Source organism: Rhodococcus sp. 06-1460-1B, from assembly GCF_002258475.1.
In the GTDB taxonomy this organism is placed as follows: domain Bacteria; phylum Actinomycetota; class Actinomycetes; order Mycobacteriales; family Mycobacteriaceae; genus Rhodococcoides; species Rhodococcoides fascians.
In genome coordinates, this window is sequence record NZ_NOYS01000020.1 from 113,179 (window position 1) to 131,537 (window position 18,359).

Annotated in this window: 20 protein-coding genes and 1 pseudogene; 12 read left to right on the forward strand and 9 right to left on the reverse strand. The window is 63.2% G+C overall.

From position 1 onward, the window contains the following. Positions 1-151 precede the first annotated feature (151 nt). From CH268_RS11115 to CH268_RS11135, 5 genes are all read left to right on the forward strand, one after another. Positions 152-1,141: a Bug family tripartite tricarboxylate transporter substrate binding protein gene (locus tag CH268_RS11115; protein WP_094664082.1), complete on the forward strand. Its 990-nt coding sequence runs from the start codon at positions 152-154 to the stop codon at positions 1,139-1,141. A gap of 45 nt (positions 1,142-1,186) precedes the next feature. Further along, positions 1,187-1,576, forward strand: a complete 390-nt coding sequence (locus tag CH268_RS11120; protein WP_094664005.1) for a universal stress protein — start codon at positions 1,187-1,189, stop codon at positions 1,574-1,576. Then, positions 1,566-2,111, forward strand: coding sequence for a tripartite tricarboxylate transporter TctB family protein (locus tag CH268_RS11125; RefSeq protein ID WP_094664007.1), 546 nt, complete (start codon positions 1,566-1,568; stop codon positions 2,109-2,111). The genes CH268_RS11120 and CH268_RS11125 overlap by 11 nt, the downstream gene beginning before the upstream one ends. Then, complete coding sequence (locus CH268_RS11130) at positions 2,111-3,616, forward strand: tripartite tricarboxylate transporter permease (protein WP_094664009.1); 1,506 nt, start codon at positions 2,111-2,113, stop codon at positions 3,614-3,616. The genes CH268_RS11125 and CH268_RS11130 overlap by 1 nt, the downstream gene beginning before the upstream one ends. A gap of 111 nt (positions 3,617-3,727) precedes the next feature. Next, a complete protein-coding gene (locus tag CH268_RS11135; RefSeq protein WP_094664011.1) occupies positions 3,728-4,954 on the forward strand; it encodes an NADP-dependent isocitrate dehydrogenase in 1,227 nt (408 codons plus the stop codon). Positions 4,955-4,978: 24 nt separating this feature from the next. Here the strand turns inward: CH268_RS11135 and CH268_RS11140 are convergent, their stop codons facing one another. The 4 genes from CH268_RS11140 to CH268_RS11155 form a co-directional block, all read right to left on the reverse strand. Next, entirely contained in the window at positions 4,979-5,824 is an 846-nt protein-coding gene (locus CH268_RS11140; RefSeq protein ID WP_094664013.1) for an acyl-ACP thioesterase domain-containing protein, read from the reverse strand. 763 nt (positions 5,825-6,587) lie between these two features. After that, positions 6,588-7,106, reverse strand: a complete 519-nt coding sequence (locus CH268_RS11145) for an acyl-CoA thioesterase (protein WP_094664015.1) — start codon at positions 7,104-7,106, stop codon at positions 6,588-6,590. 108 nt (positions 7,107-7,214) lie between these two features. Next, on the reverse strand, positions 7,215-8,345 hold the full coding sequence (locus tag CH268_RS11150; RefSeq protein WP_094664017.1) for a zinc-dependent alcohol dehydrogenase: 1,131 nt from the start codon (positions 8,343-8,345) through the stop codon (positions 7,215-7,217). After that, positions 8,345-8,770, reverse strand: coding sequence for a tautomerase family protein (locus CH268_RS11155; protein WP_094664019.1), 426 nt, complete (start codon positions 8,768-8,770; stop codon positions 8,345-8,347). Before CH268_RS11155 ends, CH268_RS11150 begins: the two co-directional genes overlap by 1 nt. Before the next feature lie 114 nt (positions 8,771-8,884). Between CH268_RS11155 and CH268_RS11160 the strand changes: the two genes are divergently transcribed. Continuing rightward, positions 8,885-9,436 carry a TetR/AcrR family transcriptional regulator gene (locus tag CH268_RS11160; RefSeq protein ID WP_094664021.1) on the forward strand — a complete coding sequence of 184 codons (552 nt, stop codon included), beginning with the start codon at positions 8,885-8,887 and terminating at the stop codon, positions 9,434-9,436. Positions 9,437-9,954: 518 nt separating this feature from the next. Here the strand turns inward: CH268_RS11160 and CH268_RS11165 are convergent. Together CH268_RS11165 and CH268_RS11170 are read right to left on the reverse strand one after the other, a co-directional pair. Further along, positions 9,955-10,317, reverse strand: coding sequence for a winged helix-turn-helix transcriptional regulator (locus tag CH268_RS11165; protein ID WP_094664023.1), 363 nt, complete (start codon positions 10,315-10,317; stop codon positions 9,955-9,957). A gap of 42 nt (positions 10,318-10,359) precedes the next feature. Next, complete coding sequence (locus CH268_RS11170; RefSeq protein ID WP_094664025.1) at positions 10,360-11,460, reverse strand: saccharopine dehydrogenase family protein; 1,101 nt, start codon at positions 11,458-11,460, stop codon at positions 10,360-10,362. Positions 11,461-11,568: 108 nt separating this feature from the next. On the opposite strand from CH268_RS11170, the gene CH268_RS11175 reads away from it, so the two are divergent. Genes CH268_RS11175 through CH268_RS11185 form a run of 3 tightly spaced genes read left to right on the forward strand, consistent with a single transcriptional unit; the run spans position 11,569 to position 13,903 of the window. Beyond that, the gene (locus tag CH268_RS11175) at positions 11,569-12,510 is read left to right on the forward strand and encodes a CopD family protein (protein ID WP_141215129.1); all 942 of its coding nucleotides are present in this window, start codon (positions 11,569-11,571) and stop codon (positions 12,508-12,510) included. 50 nt (positions 12,511-12,560) lie between these two features. Next, positions 12,561-13,034: a hypothetical protein gene (locus CH268_RS11180; RefSeq protein WP_141215130.1), complete on the forward strand. Its 474-nt coding sequence runs from the start codon at positions 12,561-12,563 to the stop codon at positions 13,032-13,034. Then, the gene (locus CH268_RS11185) at positions 13,031-13,903 is read left to right on the forward strand and encodes a phytanoyl-CoA dioxygenase family protein (RefSeq protein ID WP_255182356.1); all 873 of its coding nucleotides are present in this window, start codon (positions 13,031-13,033) and stop codon (positions 13,901-13,903) included. Before CH268_RS11180 ends, CH268_RS11185 begins: the two co-directional genes overlap by 4 nt. Positions 13,904-13,915: 12 nt before the next feature. On the opposite strand, the gene CH268_RS11190 is transcribed toward CH268_RS11185, so the two are convergent. Next, on the reverse strand, positions 13,916-14,770 hold the full coding sequence (locus CH268_RS11190; protein WP_094664031.1) for an aldo/keto reductase: 855 nt from the start codon (positions 14,768-14,770) through the stop codon (positions 13,916-13,918). Further along, the gene (locus CH268_RS11195) at positions 14,767-15,471 is read right to left on the reverse strand and encodes an NAD(P)-dependent oxidoreductase (protein WP_094664087.1); all 705 of its coding nucleotides are present in this window, start codon (positions 15,469-15,471) and stop codon (positions 14,767-14,769) included. The genes CH268_RS11190 and CH268_RS11195 overlap by 4 nt, the downstream gene beginning before the upstream one ends. A 101-nt stretch (positions 15,472-15,572) precedes the next feature. Here CH268_RS11195 and CH268_RS11200 point away from each other — a divergent pair, with 101 nt between their 5' ends. Further along, positions 15,573-16,472, forward strand: a complete 900-nt coding sequence (locus CH268_RS11200; protein WP_217900908.1) for a helix-turn-helix domain-containing protein — start codon at positions 15,573-15,575, stop codon at positions 16,470-16,472. A 442-nt stretch (positions 16,473-16,914) separates the two neighbouring features. Continuing rightward, positions 16,915-17,019: pseudogene (locus CH268_RS28545) on the forward strand (helix-turn-helix domain-containing protein); the annotation flags it as partial. Between the two features lie 108 nt (positions 17,020-17,127). Here the strand turns inward: CH268_RS28545 and CH268_RS11205 are convergent. Continuing rightward, on the reverse strand, positions 17,128-18,099 hold the full coding sequence (locus tag CH268_RS11205; RefSeq protein WP_094664091.1) for a 5'-nucleotidase: 972 nt from the start codon (positions 18,097-18,099) through the stop codon (positions 17,128-17,130). Here CH268_RS11205 and CH268_RS28200 point away from each other — a divergent pair. After that, on the forward strand, positions 18,098-18,232 hold the full coding sequence (locus CH268_RS28200; protein WP_255182357.1) for a hypothetical protein: 135 nt from the start codon (positions 18,098-18,100) through the stop codon (positions 18,230-18,232). The genes CH268_RS11205 and CH268_RS28200 overlap by 2 nt on opposite strands. The last annotated feature ends 127 nt before the right edge of the window (positions 18,233-18,359 follow it).

Here is an 18,359-nt window from a genome sequence, read left to right on the forward strand (position 1 = left end):
AACCTGTAGCCTGCGAACGTCGCATGGCGTTCGATTTGCAGAAGCGATCGAGGTGCGCCCGTTGAACTATCCAGACAGCCCTGACGAAAAACCGTCGCGAACGGACAACGAACAGGTCCGGCCCGCTGGACCGCGTACAGAACGACGCCGACTGTCGAAGACGGGTCTGCGCGCACTCACCGCATTGGGGGCAGTGGTGTCGGTTGCGATCGTGGCCATCGGCGTCGGAGACGCGGCGTCGAGCGGCGGCGGGGCAGACGCGCGATCGAAACTCACCCTCGTCGCTCCGGCCGCAGCGGGCGGCGGCTGGGACGGCGCGGCGCGTGAGGCGCAGCAGGCGCTGCGATCGCGGGGCATCGTCAACAACACCACCGTCGTGAACATCCCTGGGGCCGGCGGCACTATCGGGTTGAGCCAATTCTCCGGTATGACAGGGGAATCGGCGACGATGATGGTCATGGGTATCACGATGCTCGGGGCGATCAACATCAACGGATCCGATGTCGATCTCGGTGATGTCACCCCGATCGCTCGGATCACCGACGATTACGACGTCGTGGTCGTACCCGCCGACTCGCCCTATCGGACGCTCGACGAGCTGATGGTGGACTGGAAGGTCGACCCGCAGCGTTTCGCCTTCGGCGGCGGCTCCCTCGGCAGTGTCGACCAGATGATCATCAGTCGGATGGCCGCGGAGAACGGAATGGATCCGGCCGGTGTCAATTACATCGCCTACTCCGGTGGCGGCGAGCTCGCGACGTCGCTGCTCTCGGGCACCATCAAGGCCTCGGTCAGTGGTTACGAAGACTTCGTCGACCAGATCGAGGCGGGAAACCTTCGCGCGCTCGCAGTGTCCGCACCCGAACCCGTCGACAGTATCGATCTACCGACGTTGCAGGAACTCGGCTACGACGTCGCATTGACCAACTGGCGCGGCATTGTTGCGCCGCCGGGAATCACCGAAGACGAGCGCGCCGAACTCGAAGCCATCGTCACCGAGATGGTCGAGACACCGGAATGGCAGGACGCTCTCGAACGCAATCGGTGGACCGACACCTTCGTCGTGGGTGACGACTTCGCCGAATACGTGGCCAGCGAAACGCAATTCGTCAACGGCATCTGGGCCGACCTCGGCTACTGATTACCAGATCTTCTTCCTCTTACATTCTTCTCGAAAGGACATCCCGTGAGCGTTCTCGTCGTGTACTCGAACAGTTCGGAGGGCCGCGCCGCGCTGCGGCACGGACATCACGTCGCCCGCGTCGAGCAGCTACCGCTCGTAGCAATGGATCTCGACAACTTCGCCGGGAAGGACGATCGGACCACCGACGCCCCGATCGTCGACGAGGAGTACCCCGATGAGCCGGTGCAGTGGCTCGGACGCCACCGCCAGGACCCGGATGCGGCGGACGAACTGCTCGACACCTCGGAAGAGATCGGTGCCACGGTCATCGTCGTCGGCATCAGACGTCGCTCGGCTGTCGGCAAGCTGCTGCTGGGGTCGAATGCCCAGCGCATCCTCCTCGGTGCCGATGTCCCCGTCATTGCGGTCAAGGCGGCGCAGCATGAGCATTGATCCGACCGCGATACCCGAAACGTCTGTTGCAACGCAGCATCCGGCGCGCAACGGCCGAAGTGGGCTCGTCGTCGCTGCGCTGCTTTTCGCGCTGGCGATCTATCTGACCTACGGCATCGTCACCATGGAGGTTCCCGGCAGCGCCGCGACGCCGGGACCTGCGTTCTTCCCGATCATTCTCACCGGCGTCGTCTACGTTCTCTCGATCCTGCTCGCCGTGCAGATGGTGCGCGCCCCGGAACCACCCGACCTCGAGATCGTCGCGCCCGAGAGTGGCCCCTACCGTATGCAGAGCGACTGGAAATCGCTCGGCATGGCGCTCGCCGCCTTCCTGTTGTTCATCGTGCTGCTCGAGCCCGTCGGGTGGATCGTCGCCGCGGCCGTTCTGTTCTGGCTGGTAGCGCGCGCGATGGGCAGTACGACCGCAGTCAGAGACATGGCAATCGCATTCGTGTTCTCGTGCGCGGTACAGGCGTTCTTCTCCGCCGGCCTCGACCTGAACCTGCCCGCCGGCATTCTGGAGGGGTTGCTGTAATGGAAAGCCTCGAACTGTTGATGGGCGGATTCGCCCAAGCGCTCACGCCGATGAACCTGCTATGGGTGTTCGTCGGAGCCTTTCTCGGCACCGCCGTCGGCGTGCTGCCCGGCCTCGGCTCGGCAATGGCGGTGGCACTGCTGCTGCCTGTGACCTTCTCCCTCGACCCGACCGGCGCGTTCATCATGTTCGCCGGCGTCTACTTCGGCGGTCTCTTCGGAGACTCGACCATGGGCATCTTGATGAACACACCCGGTGGCTCCACCGCTATCGCGACAACGTTCGAGGGACACCGGATGGCCAAGCGAGGCCGCGCACCCCAGGCGTTGGCAACCTCGGCCATCGGCGCTTTCATCGGCGGTCTCATCGCGGTGACGGTCGTGGTGTTCTTCGCCCCCAAACTCGCGGACCTAGCTATCAACTTCGGACCCGCCGAGTACTTCGCGCTGGCGATTTTCGCCTTCATGGCCGTCTCGTCCGTGGTGTCGGAATCGGTACTCAAAGGTCTCGCCGCGCTACTGTTGGGCCTGGCCTTCGCTGTGGTCGGCATCGACGGAATCTCGGGCACACAGCGATTCACCTCCGGTGTTCCCGAGCTGTTCGACGGCATCTCGATCATCGTCATCACCGTCGGCATGCTCGCCCTCGGCGAGGTGTTCTATGTCGCCTCGCGCATTCACCGCACCGTTGCCCCGAATGCCGAAATGATGACCGGGCGCCCGTTCCTGTCCCGCAGCGAGGTCAGGGAAGCGATTCCGGCATGGTTGCGCGGCACCGGTTTCGGTGTCCCGTTCGGCGTCATCCCCGTCGGCGGTGCCGAAGTGCCGACCTTCATGGCCTACAGCGCCGAACGTCGGCTGGACCGTCGCCGCGCAGATCCGCAATTCGGCAAGGGTGCCATTCGTGGTGTCGCCGCACCCGAGGCCGCCGGCAATGCGACATCCGGCACCGCCATGGGCGCGCTTCTGGCCATGGGCCTGCCGACATCGGCCACCGCCGCCATCATGCTCGCCGCCTTCCAGCAGTACGGATTGCAGCCGGGACCGTTGCTGTTCAGTCGCAATGCCGATTTGGTCTGGGCATTGCTGGCAAGTTTGTTCGTCGGACTGGTGATGCTGCTCATCCTCAACCTGCCGTTCGCACCGATCTGGGCGAAGCTCCTGCTGATCCCCAGGCCGTACCTGTACGGCGGCATCACCGTCTTCTGCGCGTTGGGTGTGTACGCCACCTCCGCCGCAGTGACAGACCTGCTATTGGTCTTCGGGATCGGCTTCGTCGGCTTTCTGATGCGCCGCTACGGTTTCCCGCTCGCACCGGTCATGATCGGCGTGGTCCTCGGACCTCTTGCCGAGACCAGCCTGCGCAACGCCATGATGTCGAGCGGCGGCGACGCATCAGTCCTCGTGGGCAGCCCCATCACCTGGACGCTCTACGGCGTTCTCGTCGTGGTACTCGTGTTCACCGCAGTGAACAAGGTGCGCAACCGCACGCGCGTCGACACCTGACACAGCGCGAGGCTCAGCTCAGTGGAGGCGGGTGGCGGGCAACAACAGCAAACGTCGTCCGGCTTCACCGCGTGCTGAAGTCGACTTCACTTCGGAGGAGGAATTGGCAACATGCCCAAGATCAAGGTCGACGGCACGGTCGTCGAACTCGATGGCGACGAGATGGCGCGCATCATCTGGAAGCAAGTCAGAGAAAAGTTGATCCTGCCCCACCTCGACGTCGATATCGACTATCACGACCTCGGAATGCGGAACCGCGACAGAACACAGGACCAGGTCACGGTCACCGCAGCCCATGCGATCCTCGAACACGGCGTCGGGGTCAAATGCGCGACGATCACCCCCGATGCAGGCCGTGTAGAAGAGTTCGGGCTGCAGAGGATGTGGCGGTCGCCGAACGGCACCATCCGTAACATCGTCGGTGGCACGATCTTTCGTGCGCCGATCATCATCTCCAACGTTCCGCGTCTCGTACCGGGGTGGACGAAGCCGATCGTCATCGGTCGCCATGCGTTCGGTGATCAGTACCGCGCGACCGACTTCACGGTCCCCGGGCCGGGCACTGTGACGATCACCTACACCCCCGACGACGGCGGGGAGCCCATTCAGCACGAGATGGTCAGGTTTCCCGAGGAAAGCCTCGGCGGAGTAGTGCAGGGACAGTACAACTTCAATCAATCGATCATCGACTTTGCTCGGGCCTCGCTCAATTATGGCTTGCAGCAGAACTATCCGGTCTATCTGTCGACGAAGAACACGATTCTCAAGGCCTACGACGGGCAATTCAAGGACACCTTCGAGCACATCTTCGAGACCGAGTTCAAAGCCGCATTCGACGCTGCCGGTTTGACCTACGAGCACCGGCTCATCGACGACATGGTGATGTCATCGCTCAAATGGGAAGGCGGATACGTCTGGGCGTGCAAGAACTACGACGGAGACGTCCAGTCGGACATGGTTGCGCAGGGCTTCGGATCGCCGGGACTGATGACATCGATTCTGCTCAGTCCCGATGGACGGATTTGCGTGACCGAAGCCGCACACGGGACGGTTCGTCGTCACTTCCGGCGTCGGCAACAAGGTGAGTCGACGTCCACCAATCCCATCGCATCGATCTACGCGTGGACTCGCGGGCTCGCGCATCGCGGAACAGTGGACAACACCCCCGAGCTCGTCCAATTCGCGCACGGCGTGGAAAAGATCGTTGTCGAGACCGTTGAGGACGGGCAGATGACCGAAGATCTGGCAGCGCTCGTCAGCAGCGACCACCGCTACCTGACGACGGAAGAATTCATCGACATCATCGGACTACGCTTACACGAGCAACGACGGGACTGAGTCGGTAGGAGCATTGCCACCGACTCAGTAATCTCGCAGGTCGTCAACGGCAGTGACTACCGCAGTGGCTGCAACGGTGTCGTCGGGGAGGAGCATCCATATCGAGAGTCGGTCGGCAATTGTCTGAGTTCTGATCACCACTGCATCGACGTCAGCCGGAACAGGTCGAACGAACTCGACCACTATTCGGTGCGGTACAGAGGTCAGATCGCTACGTGATCGAAGGACGTTCTCGATAGCCTGCCAGTACACGGTGTTGTTCATGTGGGCGAAGGGATCGATGTCGCTCGCGCGCAGAGTGAATGTGCCGTCATCGATCGATGCAGGCGGGACTGGATCGGTATTCATTGCGCGCCAACGCAGACGGTTATTGGATACCGATTCGCTCATCTGCGCCAGCGCCTCTTCGCTGATCCGCGACAACCGGCCGGACCCGTCGATCTTGATGCAGAACGACTCGGTTTCGATCAAACCTGGAGTTCTCGTCTGCGTATTGAACGGTGCTACTTCTGGAACTCCGACAAGTCGTTGGCGCATATTTACCCAGCGGCTCGAGGTCGCCGAACACCATCTCTGCACCTCGACGTCGCCCGGCCATGTCGCCGGCTCTACAACATCGATGATAGTGCGCCGTAGAATCCAGAAGGGATCCGATTCGCAGAAAGCGGATGCTTCGATCATGTCGGCCGATATGTCTTGAACGAAACGAGCGACACCGTCGAGCCGCAACCGCATGGCCGGATCGACGTCCGAGGTGCGAATGCGATAATTGGCCGCGAACACCTCGGCACCGTGGGGAATGTCGGGCAGTACGTACTCAACGGAGGGGGGATGCACGCCCGTCGGCTTCACAGCCTCGACATCGGTCATTTGTTTGGGGTCCTCTCGTTTTGGGGCTCAATTTTGACCGCAACGTTCGCGCAGTAATTCTCGAGTCGGTCGTCGAGTGCGGTACAGAGAATCGATTGGTCATGCCCGACTCGGAGATGATCGGTGAGCCATCGCATCGAATCCACGTCAGAAACAACGACCGGCGTGCGCTCCGACTAGTACCGGCGACGGCCGGCGCGAAAAGGGGCGGGTTCGAACTCAATTCGTTAGAGGGCGGCGGATGTCAGAGCCCCGCATCGACAATCGCTCTGCGCTGTCGGCTTCCCGTGCCTTCATTCAGTATAGCAGTCGTCATAACGCAACAATCACCGTCAGCGGAGATGTCGGTCTTGTGGGAGGAGGGACGCCGGCAAATGTTGCGCACTGCGTCGAGGTTTTCGCGCCAACTACACAGCTGATTGTCGACGTGCGTCGGCGCACGGGCACTGGCCACCTCGGCCTGGCCGACGGCGCAATCAGGTTTCGAGGCCAGACGCCAGCGAGACGACGAGGTTCGGCGTCGGGCGTAGCGCCGATTCCCGGCGTGGGGTCCGGCGTCGTCCCCACCTCGACCCTTCTTGCCGCTGTCGTGAAAGAGTCCGCCCATCTCACCACAGTGTGCTCTGAAAGTGCGAGCGCCTTGGGGCTCGGGCACGGGGAGCGCTGATGGATGGCCGGAGGCCGCCGCCGACTCGAGTCGGCGACCATGGCTGAGCACCCCGGACCGGTGCCTAACTGTTGGAGTTCCCGGTCGTACTTCCGACTATCCAGGTGTGGGTAAGGCGGCTGTACCTGACAAGACGGATTCGGGGACTCGTAGCTGGTCGGGAATTTCTCCGACAAGAGTCTCGAGTTCGTGACGCTGTACGGATCCGCCGGACTTCTTGAGGAAGGTGCTGCGGATCGCCGCGGTGGCGTGCACGGTGGAGCCGACGCGGAAGGTCTGCTCGAGATACACCCACCGATCGTCGAAGCCGGCGATGCGGGTGTAGACGTCGAACTTCTGTCCGAGCTTGAGGGACTTGCGGTACGTGATCGTCTGACCGGCGACAACCGGATACCACTTCTGTGCGGCAATTTTTGCCCACAGTCCGGACCGGAGCAGCAGATCCACGCGCCCGAGGTCCAGGATCGACAAGTATTTTCCGTTGTTGACGTGACCCAGTAGATCGAGGTCGGTCAGCGTGACTCGAAACGGTGTTCTCGCGGTTTCCCACACGCTCAGTTTCTGTCGCCGGTAAGCCCGCAGGCGAACGAGAAACAAACGGATGTAGAGGTTCATCGTTCACCGCCGAAAGTGTTGTAGTCCATTGGAATTGGTCGACCTTTCGTTATCCCCTGGCGTGAGCGTTCGATGGTTGCGCTGTTCGGCAGCCGTGCAGCGCCCGGGTCATCGAGCGCCGATCGGTGCTCGATGCAGGACAAGTTTGGTGGTGCGTTCGCGGTACGCCGCCGGAGCGTCGTCCCAGTCCGCAAGCATCGTGGTGACAAGCTCGGCGGGAAAGCCGGTGCGATGCACGAAGTCCAGGACGTCCGGCAGTACTGGACGCGTATGCGAGACACCGATTTTCAACGTCGCGTCGTTGGCGTACATGTGCATCAGCGGCACCTTTGTCCCCGGTTTGAGGTAGTAACCGACCGGGGTGCAGATGCCGCCCGGTTTCAGAGCGCGCATCGAGGCGTCTATACCGGCACTACTCGAGGTGCCTTCCACTGCGACATCGTACGAGCGCGGCGGAAGATCTTTGTTTCGGATCGCACCCTTCTTGATCTGATGTACCTGAGCCCCGAGTTTCTCGGCAATTTCGAGTCGCTCCTCGCGGTGGTCGACGTAGTCGACGGCCGCCGCTCCGTGGGCCACGGCCAGGCCCGCTGCGTAGAGTCCGATGCTCTGGGCGGCGCCTCCGAGAATCAGGACGGAGCCACCGGGCCGCTCCGCCAAGGACGGAACAATGCACCGCCAGGCGTCGGAGAGATTGTCGCTCGCCGATGCTACGCGCAGGGGGTCGAGCCCGTTCGGAAGTCGTACCAGCATATGGTCGGCGAACGGAATCCGGAGAAGGTCGGACACCATACCTCCCCAGTCGCCGCTTGCGGGGCCGAACCCGAAGGCGGACAACGCCCCTGCTCGAGTCGTGCTGCACTTCGCTGTGAGTCCGCGTGTGCATTCGGGGCACGATCCGCACGAGACCGCCCACGGTACGACGACGATGTCGCCCACCGACAGGCCTGTGATCCTCGAGCCGACTTCGATGACCTCGGCAATGGCCTCGTGTCCGATTGCAACAGGGCCTCGAAAAGGGACCGCCCCGCAGATGCTGGCTACCACGGGGTCGATCATGCCGGTGCGGATGCCGATCTGCATTCCGCGTGAGACGTGGCGGTGGATCGGGAGGGTATCGCCATCGCAGCGGGCGGCTACGAACGGGCGCACGAGCGCATCGTGTGCGTCGCGCAGAACCGGGTCGGCGCGTTCTCTCCACTCGAGGTGGTTTGCGCCGATGAGATTCAATTCACGCATCAGGTGCTCGCTTGCGCTGCAAGCGCTTTGAGTTCGGCGAATTGGATCACAGTACCGCCTGCACCCCACGTTCCCTCTGGTTGTTCGTGGATCAGGACCCAGACTCGCAATGAATCTGCTTCGGTCAGATCTGCGGCCGCGAGGACGTCGGCCGTGACGTTCTCGACCAACCCCTGTTTGCGACGGCTCGACAGGGCTCCCTCGGGGACGGTGACGTCGACGCGAAAACGCGGCAGATCATCTCCCAGGCTTCCGAAATCGGTGGCTGCTACTTCGTTGATGCGGCACCATGCTTGCGCTCGGAAGAAATCGGTGTCAGGGGCACCCTCCCAGCGGAGCAAGGTCGCCGGAAGTGTTTTCCGCAACTGAATCCTTGCGTTGTCGGGCAGAACTGCGGTCTGCACGGTCAACTCGATCATTGGCATGGGCGGATTCCTTCGTCGACGCGTGAGTTATAACGACTGATATAACTCACGCACTGTAAACTATGACAGGCGTTATGAACAAGAAGGAGGCGTGCGGTGACTCCCCGCGAACGAATGGTTGTCGGTGCGGCCGACATGCTGCGTCGTAGAGGGCTCAACGGAACCAGCGTTCGCGAATTGGCGAAGCACACGGGCGCACCACTGGGCTCGACGTACCACTACTTTCCGGGTGGCAAAGCGCAACTTGCAGCTGAGGCCGTCCAGTTTTCCGACGACTTGGTTACCCGTGTGCTCAACGACAAACTGCACGCCGGCCCCGTGAACGGTTTACGTGCCTTCGTCGACATGTGGCGCGAGGTGGTAGTCGACAGCAAGTTCGAGGCGGGATGCCCCGTGCTCGCGGTGGCAGTGGACGGAACGGGCGACGACGCGCCTCGACGTGCTGCGGCGGACGCCTTCGTGCATTGGACCACTTTGCTGGCCACATCGTTGCGCGATCATGGAGCTACCGACGCAGCGGCCCACCGTACCGCTATCTTGATCGTTGCTTCGGTCGAGGGAACGGTGGCGATGTGCCGCGCCCTGCGCAGCACAGCTCCTCTCGACCTCACCGCCGATGCTCTCGAACTTGCTATCCGCGCGGTAACCGCAGAGGACCCAGCGTAGCGCCGATGTGAGCCACGCAAGTAGCGAGGTGGGGGCACGTGCGACCAGAGCCGATATGCATCTCTGGCGGCTCGAACCGGTACGTGGTGCGAAGCTCAGGTTCGGGTTTGTTTGTCGGGCCAGGTCGCAGTCGGTAGCGGTGAGGGTTGTGCGGTAGTTCTGTGTCTCCGAGTACAACAGGACGCCCCCCGGAACTGTGGGGCACTCCGGGGTCGGCGTTGTATCCGGCGATCATCAGCTCGACGGGATCATTTGTCTCATAACCGGGTTGGAGTTTCGTTCGCCGGGTGCAGCGATCGCGCAGCCGCACCCATATTGCGCCTAAGGGCGTCCATTCGGCCGTAGCCGAAACTCCGATTCCCGAGACGGACTCGAAGTTCGTGAAGCCTCCCAGACAAAATCGAACCGTTGACCGCTGCTCATGAACTTCGACGACCGGAACAGGAGAATCCATGCGGCGGCCCCACGCTTGGCAGGCGCGCCATGACCGGCACAGGGGTTCGGGTCGAAGTACTTCGTCAGGTGTCCTGGCTTTGGGTGTCGAGTGTCTCGGGCAACTGGCGTGCCCACCGCTCTGCCCATGACAGCAGCGGTTGTCCCGCGTCGATGAGGGCGGCCCCGTCGACGCTCAGTTCGTATCCGTCGGATCCCCGGTCGACGAGTCCGACAGCACGTAATTCTCGTAGACGTGTGTTCAGTGTACTGGCGGACAGCTCGCCGGCTGTCGTTTGTAACGCTCGGAAGGTCGACGGCCCCGGCTGAAGGGCGACGAGGACGGACAATGCTCCGCGGCGGCCGAGCAGGTCGAGCGCAGCCATGATCGGCCGACCTGACGTCGAGCCGCGGACCGGCCTACCAGGCCTCGGGACGTCCTTCGTCATAGCACTCGACTCTAGAGCAGTCGCCACACGGCGAATCACCGGTCAAGGCACCTCGACGACGTCTCCCCGCAGCAGGAGGATGCCGGGGACGGTGTCGATGAAGTTCACCCCGAAAGCACCGGACGGCGTCAGAGCCCCGACGACCGGCGCTTCCGTCAGCGCGACCATGGCCTGCACCATCGATTTCGCGGTGAAGACGTACGTGTTGTCCACCTCGATCGACCGCTCCACACTCCTGCCGGCGGCATCGGTCAGCCGTACCCACCCGGCGCTGCGTGAACGTACCCGAGCGGATTCGGACGGCCCCGGAACTCGGGAGAGGAGTTTCTCCATGACAGCAGCGACTCCCCGGGTAGTGAGCAGTCGTCGCAGCGGGCGGTCAAAGCGGCGCAACATGGTTGCGCCGGGCAGGGCGGTGAAGGTGGTGACGTTCGGCAGGTCGGCTGTACGTGCGGCCGACGCAAGATCACCGAGTGGCGTGGTACCAACCGTGGCTCGCTTCGCTCGCGGAAGGTCGACGGTCAGCACCCGGTGGCTGTGTGCAGTGGGCACGAACCGCCCGGATTCGCGAATCTTGTTGCCGGACGCCATTCCCAGAAGCGCAGTGGTCAGAGTTCCTCGGCTGAATCCACCACGGCTGATCACGGCGATATCTGCGGAGATCGCGTCGGGGAGCGCCGCTTTCGCCACGGCGACCAGGTGATCGGTCGGAACGACGTCGAACCCCACGCCGGGAACGAGGGCGACGCCGGCCGCACGTGCGTCGGCATCGCGAGCATAGACGGCCTCGAACACGTCGGCCTCGCCCGTCAGGTCGAGGTAGTGCGTTCTGGTGCGCAGGCAGGCGTCGACCATCGGTGCCGACGTTCGCTCGTACGGGCCGGCGCAGTGCGCCACGATGTCGACATCTGCCAGCGCACTGTCGAGTGCGGCCGAATCCTCGAGCGACACGACGCGAGACGGTACTCCGAGGGCGTGCGCCGCGGCATCGGTCCGCTCCTGATCGCGGCCGGCCACGACTATCTTCAGGCCCCGCGACACCGCTTCCCGACCCACGAGAGTTCCTGTGTAACCGTAAATTCCGTAGATGAGTACCCGTGCGCGGGTGTCGCCGCGCCCGGAGAGGTTCGTGGTCTCGTTCATGGGACGCAGTCAACCCCACCGACGCTTCGAAAACAAGAGCGCGGTCCTGTTCTCGATCAGAAGGCAGCCGCTCTTGAAACAAGAGCGTTGCTGTTCTACGATCCGGCCGTGCAGCACCCTCGGGCCACGGCAGGCGATCCGCCACCCATCACAGCACGCCGCGTCGCCCTCCCGGCCGCGGCGTCCACTGCTGCGAGCGCGGCCCTGATCGCAGGCGCGCTGACCGCCCAGTCGGCGAATGTTGCCCTCCGGACGGCCGACGCGGTGGCCGTCGTAGCGGGCTCCCTCTGCATCGGTGTGGCCATACTGATCCCCTGGCTGAGCGAACGTGACCGAGCGCGTGCATGGACGGCAACGGTCACCTGGGCGATGCTGTGGGTAGTGAGCGCAATGATCGGATTCGTCGCCACCGCAGGCGAATTGGTCGGTAAGTCTCCGGCACGAGTGAGCGCCGCCGACTACGGCGCACTGCTGCACGGCACGTTCCTCGGTCAGTGGGGCGTCGTGGGCGTCGTCTGCCCAATCGTGTTGTCCGTCATTGCCGTCGACAGTGCGCGCGGCGGCGCAGGGTGGCATGGGAGCGTTGTCGGGGCCATCGCAGCCCTCGGGCTGGTCTCTGGCCCCGTCACGGGCCACCTGTCCCTGACCGGCGCCGGGTGGGTCGTCATCTCGGTGCACGTGATCGCCGCCGCCCTGTGGTTCGGGCCATTGCTCGCGGCCGCCGTACTCGTCCGCGACTCGGACACCTGGACGCGGATACTCCCGCGATACTCGCGACTGGCGTTCTGGTGCCTCGTTGCAGTGGCCATGAGCGGTCTCGGAGCGACCATCGTGCGCTGGGCCACTTCCGACGCGTCGACGTCGTACTACGCCCTGGTCGTGGTCAAGATGGCGCTGCTGGTGACGCTGGGATTGGGAGGCCGACGATTGCGGCGAGTGTGGGTGCGACGCGATTGCCCGGCCGCGGTCTCCACGAGACGTGCTGTCACCGAAACACTGGGGATGGCCGCGGCCGTGGGCGTGGCCGCCGCACTGGCCATCACACCGTGACACACCACAGCGCTCTTGTTTGCAGAGCAATTCGTGCTTAGAGTCGCGTCATGACTCGACGACCGCCTCCACAGAGCGTGACCGTGCTTGCCGCCCTGATCGCCTTCAACGTCGTCTCCACGACGATCCACTACACCCACAATTTCGTGATGGCAGACGACTACCCGCCGGTCATCTTCTTCCCGAACTCGCTCGCGTACCAGATCGGCATCGTCATCTTCTACCCGCTGCTCACCGGACTCGGAATCTGGGGCTTCACGCGTTATCGGGCCGGCCGGATGCGCCACGTGGCAACAGCATTGATCGCCTACGCGATGCTGGGTTTCACCAGCCCCGGGCATTTCTTCGGGGGAATCCCCGACGTGCCGGCGTTCTTCATGGCCACCATCGCCACCGATTTCGGCGGTGGACTCGCTCTCCTGGTGTTCGCGGCCCTCGTCGCGACTCGGTCCCTCACGCTCACCGATGCGGCCGTTGACGCCGGACAGCGATCTGCCGATCACGCAGCGGGAGAACGAGCGTGACGGCACGCGACGACGACGCCGCGAACTCCCAGCGGATCGTCGACGTGGACGACCTCGCCACCGATCTGGCGAGGCGGCATCGAGCAACGTCCAGTACTGGTGCCTTCATCGATCCCGATGTCGTCGACGCGGATCTGGCATCCCTCGAACGTGACGGTTTTGTCGTTCTGGAGGGCCTTCTGTCCGAGGACGAGTGCGCGGAGGTCCGCAGAGCGGTACAGCCTCTGTTGGGCGCGACCGGCCGTAACAACTTCGAAGGCGAGCGCACACGCCGCATCTACAGTGTGCTCGGTAAGACCAGGGCGTGCGACCACATCGTCGACCATCCACGCGTGTTGGCGCTGCTCGATCGTCTGCTGATGCCCAACTACTTGCTGTCCCAGCTACAGGTCATCGACATCGGCCCCGGCGAAAGTGCACAGCTGCTGCACCATGACGACGGCATGTATCCACTCCCGCGGCCGCGCCCTCCGCTCGGCGCGGCCACCGTCTGGGCTATCGATGCGTTCACCGAGAACAACGGAGCGACGGTGGTCCTGCCGGGAAGCCACCAGTGGGGGGCGGATCGTCGCCCCACCGAGAACGATGCCCGTCTCCCCGCCGTGATGTCGGCCGGGTCGTGCGTCTTCTTTCTCGGCACGCTCTGGCACGGCGGCGGGCCCAACACCTCGCCTCGGTCACGGCTCGCCGTGACGGCGCAGTACTGCGAGCCGTGGCTGAGGCCACAGGAGGCGTTCACACTGTCGACCGATTCGGCGACCGCCCGGACGGTCTCGGAGGACATCAGACGCATGCTGGGCTACAGCATCCACCCTCCCTTCCTCGGGATGGTGAACGGCATGCACCCGGCCCGGTTGCTTTCCGAGTGACTCGGCCTCTGCTCACCGCAGTTCGGCGACCTCCCGATCGGTGAGCTCGATCGAACTCGCTGCCATGTTCTCGGCAAGGTGATCGAGTGAGCCGGTGCCCGGAATCGCCAATGTCACCGGCGATGACGCCAGAAGTGCCGCGAGAGAGACCTGCGCGGCGGTCGCGCCGTGTCGTCGGGCGACCTCGGCGATGTGTTCACCGAGCGCGCTGCTCGAACCCCCGCCGAGTGGGAAGAACGGAACGAAGGCGATGTCGTGCGTCTCGCACAGCTGGAGTATCTCCGCTGCGCCCTCCGCATGGTTGTTCTGCACGGCTGCGATCGGCGAGATCTCACGCGCTTCCGACAGCTGAGCGGCGGTGACATTGCTGAGCCCGAGATGCGTGATGAGACCCTCGTCTCGCATTGCAGCGAGCGCCTCCACTCGTGCACTCACCGACTCCGCGGCGTCGGATCCCATCGGACCGCCGGCTCGCAGGTACACGAGATCGAGATGATCGAGTTGCAGCTCCTCGAGGTTTGCCTCGACCATCCTGCGCAGATCGCCCGGATCGGTCGCCATTCGGACACCGCCGCCCGGGATCCGCTCCGGCCCCACCTTCGTGGCCAGAACAAGACGCTCGGGGTAGGGATGCAGCGCCTGGCGGATCAATGTGTTCGCGCTGACCGAGCCGTCGTCGCTGACGTAGAAGGCGGCCGTGTCGATGTGATCGACCCCGAGCTCGACGGCCCGGCGCAGCACCTCTCGGCTGTTCTCCGGATCGCGCGGAGGCCCGGTGAACCCGTTGGCGGCCAGTCGCATCGCGCCGAAGCCCAACCGATGCACGAGGCGAGTACCGCCCAGAAGGAACGTGGTCGGGTCGCTCATGCTCGTGCTCCGTTCGCACTGTCGGAGGTGATACCCGCGAAGCGGCGACCGGATCGCGCGCTGATCACCGGACTACGGCCGATCCACTCGGTCGTGTGTGCCGTCTCGACCAAGAAGGCTCCGACGTCCGCGCGGGACACCTCGGGATTTCCTTTCATCGGCAACATATCGGCGGAGTCCACGGCACCCGTCGATGGTCCGTCCGTCAGGCGAGTCGGCAACACGATCGTCCAGTCCGACCCGCTCGCGCGGATCGTCTCGTCAGCTATCGCTTTGTCGCGGTAAATGTCTCGGAGAAGGGTGCGATAGATTGCTTTCTGAACGGCGCTGGCGGAGCTGTAGCTGTCCCCCACTCCGAACGACGAGAGCCATACGATGCGCCGAACTTCCGCGTCGTGAGCTGCCTGCACCAGCGCGGCGGACGCCCGGCTGAACAGCTGATGTGAACGCACCGCCGTGATCGAATTGCCTGCGCCGAGCGCGGAGACGACCACGTCATGGCCCGGAAGTGCAGCCGTCAGATCGGCCGACGAGGTCGCGTTGCCGATGTGCAGCGCAACGCCCCGCTCGAAATGGGGGACGGTCGAGGCGTTTCGGACGAATGCGGTCACGGACGCACCGGATCGCAGAGCGGCGTCGACCACCTGTCGGCCGGTCAGACCTGCGGCACCGAGTACGAGGATGTTTTTCGTTGTGGACATGTCTCCACTGTGAAGCGCGCCGCACAACCGCACCAGGGACCGCTCGACGGTAGGACCAGCAGTACCAGCCACGACGGTCCCGTTACGCGCACAATGACGAGATGACCGAAGGCAACGAAACGCTGGGGACGATGATCAAGCTCTGGCGTGACCGACTCACACCTGCGGCCGTCGGCTTGCCAAGCGGTCGGAGTCGACGCACGACGGGGTTGCGACGAGAAGAATTGGCAGACCTCACGGGTATTTCGATGGACTACGTGGTGCGTCTCGAACAGGGCCGAGCCGTCGCACCGTCACTGCAGGTGCTCGCCGCGCTCGCTCGCGCGCTGCATCTCACGGCCACCGAACGCGACCATCTCTATCGTCTCGCCGGTCAGATCGCGCCGACTGACACGGCCGTGTCCGACCACATTCCCCCAGGAGTGCAACGGGTGATCACACGCCTCGGAGACACGCCCGCCGCCGTCTTCGCCGCCGATTGGCGCATGATCCAGTGGAACCGTGCGTGGGCAGCGCTGTTCGGCGATCCGTCCGTCGTCGACCGAGTGGAAAGAAACTTCGCCCTCGAAACGTTTGCGTCGACATCCTCGGGGCGACGCCATCTCACTCAGTGGCCGGTCACCTCCCCCGAGGGCGCACCGACCATCGATGCCGCCGTGGTGTCCGATCTCCGCCGCGCCACCGGTATGTTCCCGCACGACCCGCGTCTGATCGAACTGGTGCGTCGACTACGAGCCGGGAGCTCCGAATTCGACGCGCTATGGGCCCGCGGCACGGTCGGTTCTCACCGCGAGGCACGCAAGATCGTGCACCATCCCGCGGTCGGACCGGTGGAAGTGGACTGCGACATTCTGTCGGACGGAGACGGGGAGCTCAAGATTGTCATCATGACCGCCGTACCGGACAGCGTGGCAGAACTCTCGCTGCGCCTCGCGCTGGTATCCGGGACCGGGCATTCGGCCGAGCATCTCATGGACGATGCGCATTCCCGCAACCGCTGAGACGTCCGCCTCGAACTCGTCCCAGCACGTGCGCTCGGCTTCAGAATCGACAAGATCACTGTGCTGCAAGGACCGGCTGAACTCGCGCAATGAGCTTCCTGCGCGATCTCCACCGCAATCGGAACTCGGCCCGAGAGGGTGAATTCGTCACGTCGACGCAGCGTCGCGGCCGCGGTCCGAACGCGGTAGATGTCTGCGGTGACCTCGATGTTGACATAGTCACAGGCAGCACACCCGTGAAGTCCGTTCGCAAAGTCTTCGGAAAGGACAAGGGGCAGCACGCCGACGCCGATCAGGTTGGTCTGATGGATGCGCTAACAGTTACCGCACCGTCAAGATAGCTTGACGAGTTGCTGAAATGAACGTGGATACCGACCTTGCGCGAAGATTGGGTGTGTCGTGTGAGGATAGGAGCCGATTCCCTGCGGTTCGATTGCCAGACATTGGGCCGACGGTGCGCCAGGTTCCCTGGGCCCGCCACAATGCCGGACACACTCGCTCATTCAATCAGCAGGTCGCTTGGCTGGCCACACCCTCATCGACGTCAGTCCGAGCCGCCACCGTCTGTCACCCAATCCAACTCGCATCTGTGACACCAACAGCTTCGATAAGGCCGGAGTTCACATTCGTCGCTGTCGACGCTATGAACCCTGACTCATGTCGGATTTGCCTGATCCCCGGCGGCTTCAACCGTTGACGACATCCGGTTGAGTTCGCCAAACGGGATGTGCACCGAAGGCGCATATTTCGACGTCCGATCCAGGTGGATTTTCTGATCGTCGAAGAAGATGTGTGGTTTGAGGACCTCCATGATGAGACCCTTCTCGATTCCGCCCAAGAAAAATGCGTCGTCGACAGTGACTTCCCATTTTTTTAAACTTCGTATGACGCGCTCGTGGGCGGGCGCGTTCCTGGCAGTCACGAGTGAGACAAAGAGCCGCTTTCCGTAGCTAGTGTCTTCGGCCGACCTCGCTTGTTCAGCACGCTGAATCCGAGACAGCGCACGCAAGAACGGCAGAAGGAGACCCTCGGGCAGTACCTCATCGACGTGATCGGACTCGTTTGCGTGAAATGCGGCCAGATCCTGCGTCTGGAACACCTGCTCGGCACTGTCATCGGTGAGCACTCCGTCGAAGTCGAACGCGATTCGCAGGTCGTCGTCGTCCTCATCCTCGGCTATGGAGTCGAGCACGAGGCCCGCAGGGAATGCCGCGTCGACCGCCGCCCTCACCGCGACTTCATCCGCAGACAAATAGAGTGAGATGTTTAGTGCGGGTATGAATTCGTACGGTGAGCGTCCGGCTCTAAATATCGCTCGTGTGATGCCGAGTTTGTGGTGCGCCACCGACTTCATGACCCGGAGACCAGTGTCCGGGTCATTACGCGACATGATCACCACTTCGACCAGCGGGTCAGTCGCGCTCGGCGACAGGTTGTTTAAGCCCAATAGACGTCGCACAAACGGGAAAGCCACTCCAGGGGTTAATGGCTCGTTCAGGTGGTCTTCCTGGTACTGGCGGTACTCACTCTCTCCTTGTTCCTTGAACACGGCGTCCTTGGAAGCCAAGTCGAAGAGCGCACTAGACGCGACCCCTATCACCAGACGGTTCGAGAGGTCATATGCCATGGAAGCAAGCATGGCACTGTTCGTCGTACTTTCGACGACCCACGCCGAGGAGAAGCTGTCGGCTCAGTTTTTGGGGCGGATCAAGGTAATTCTCGGCGGACTACGTCGCCGGCGAGGTGATCAGGAACGCTAAGCGACCTGCGGGTCGGTTCACGTAACGCTGACGTGCGGTTACAGAGGCGTATTTGTCATGCGGGTACCTGTACGGAGCGAAATGAGGAAATCAGGCGGCCATAGGTCGCACCCATAGCTGGTGTAGC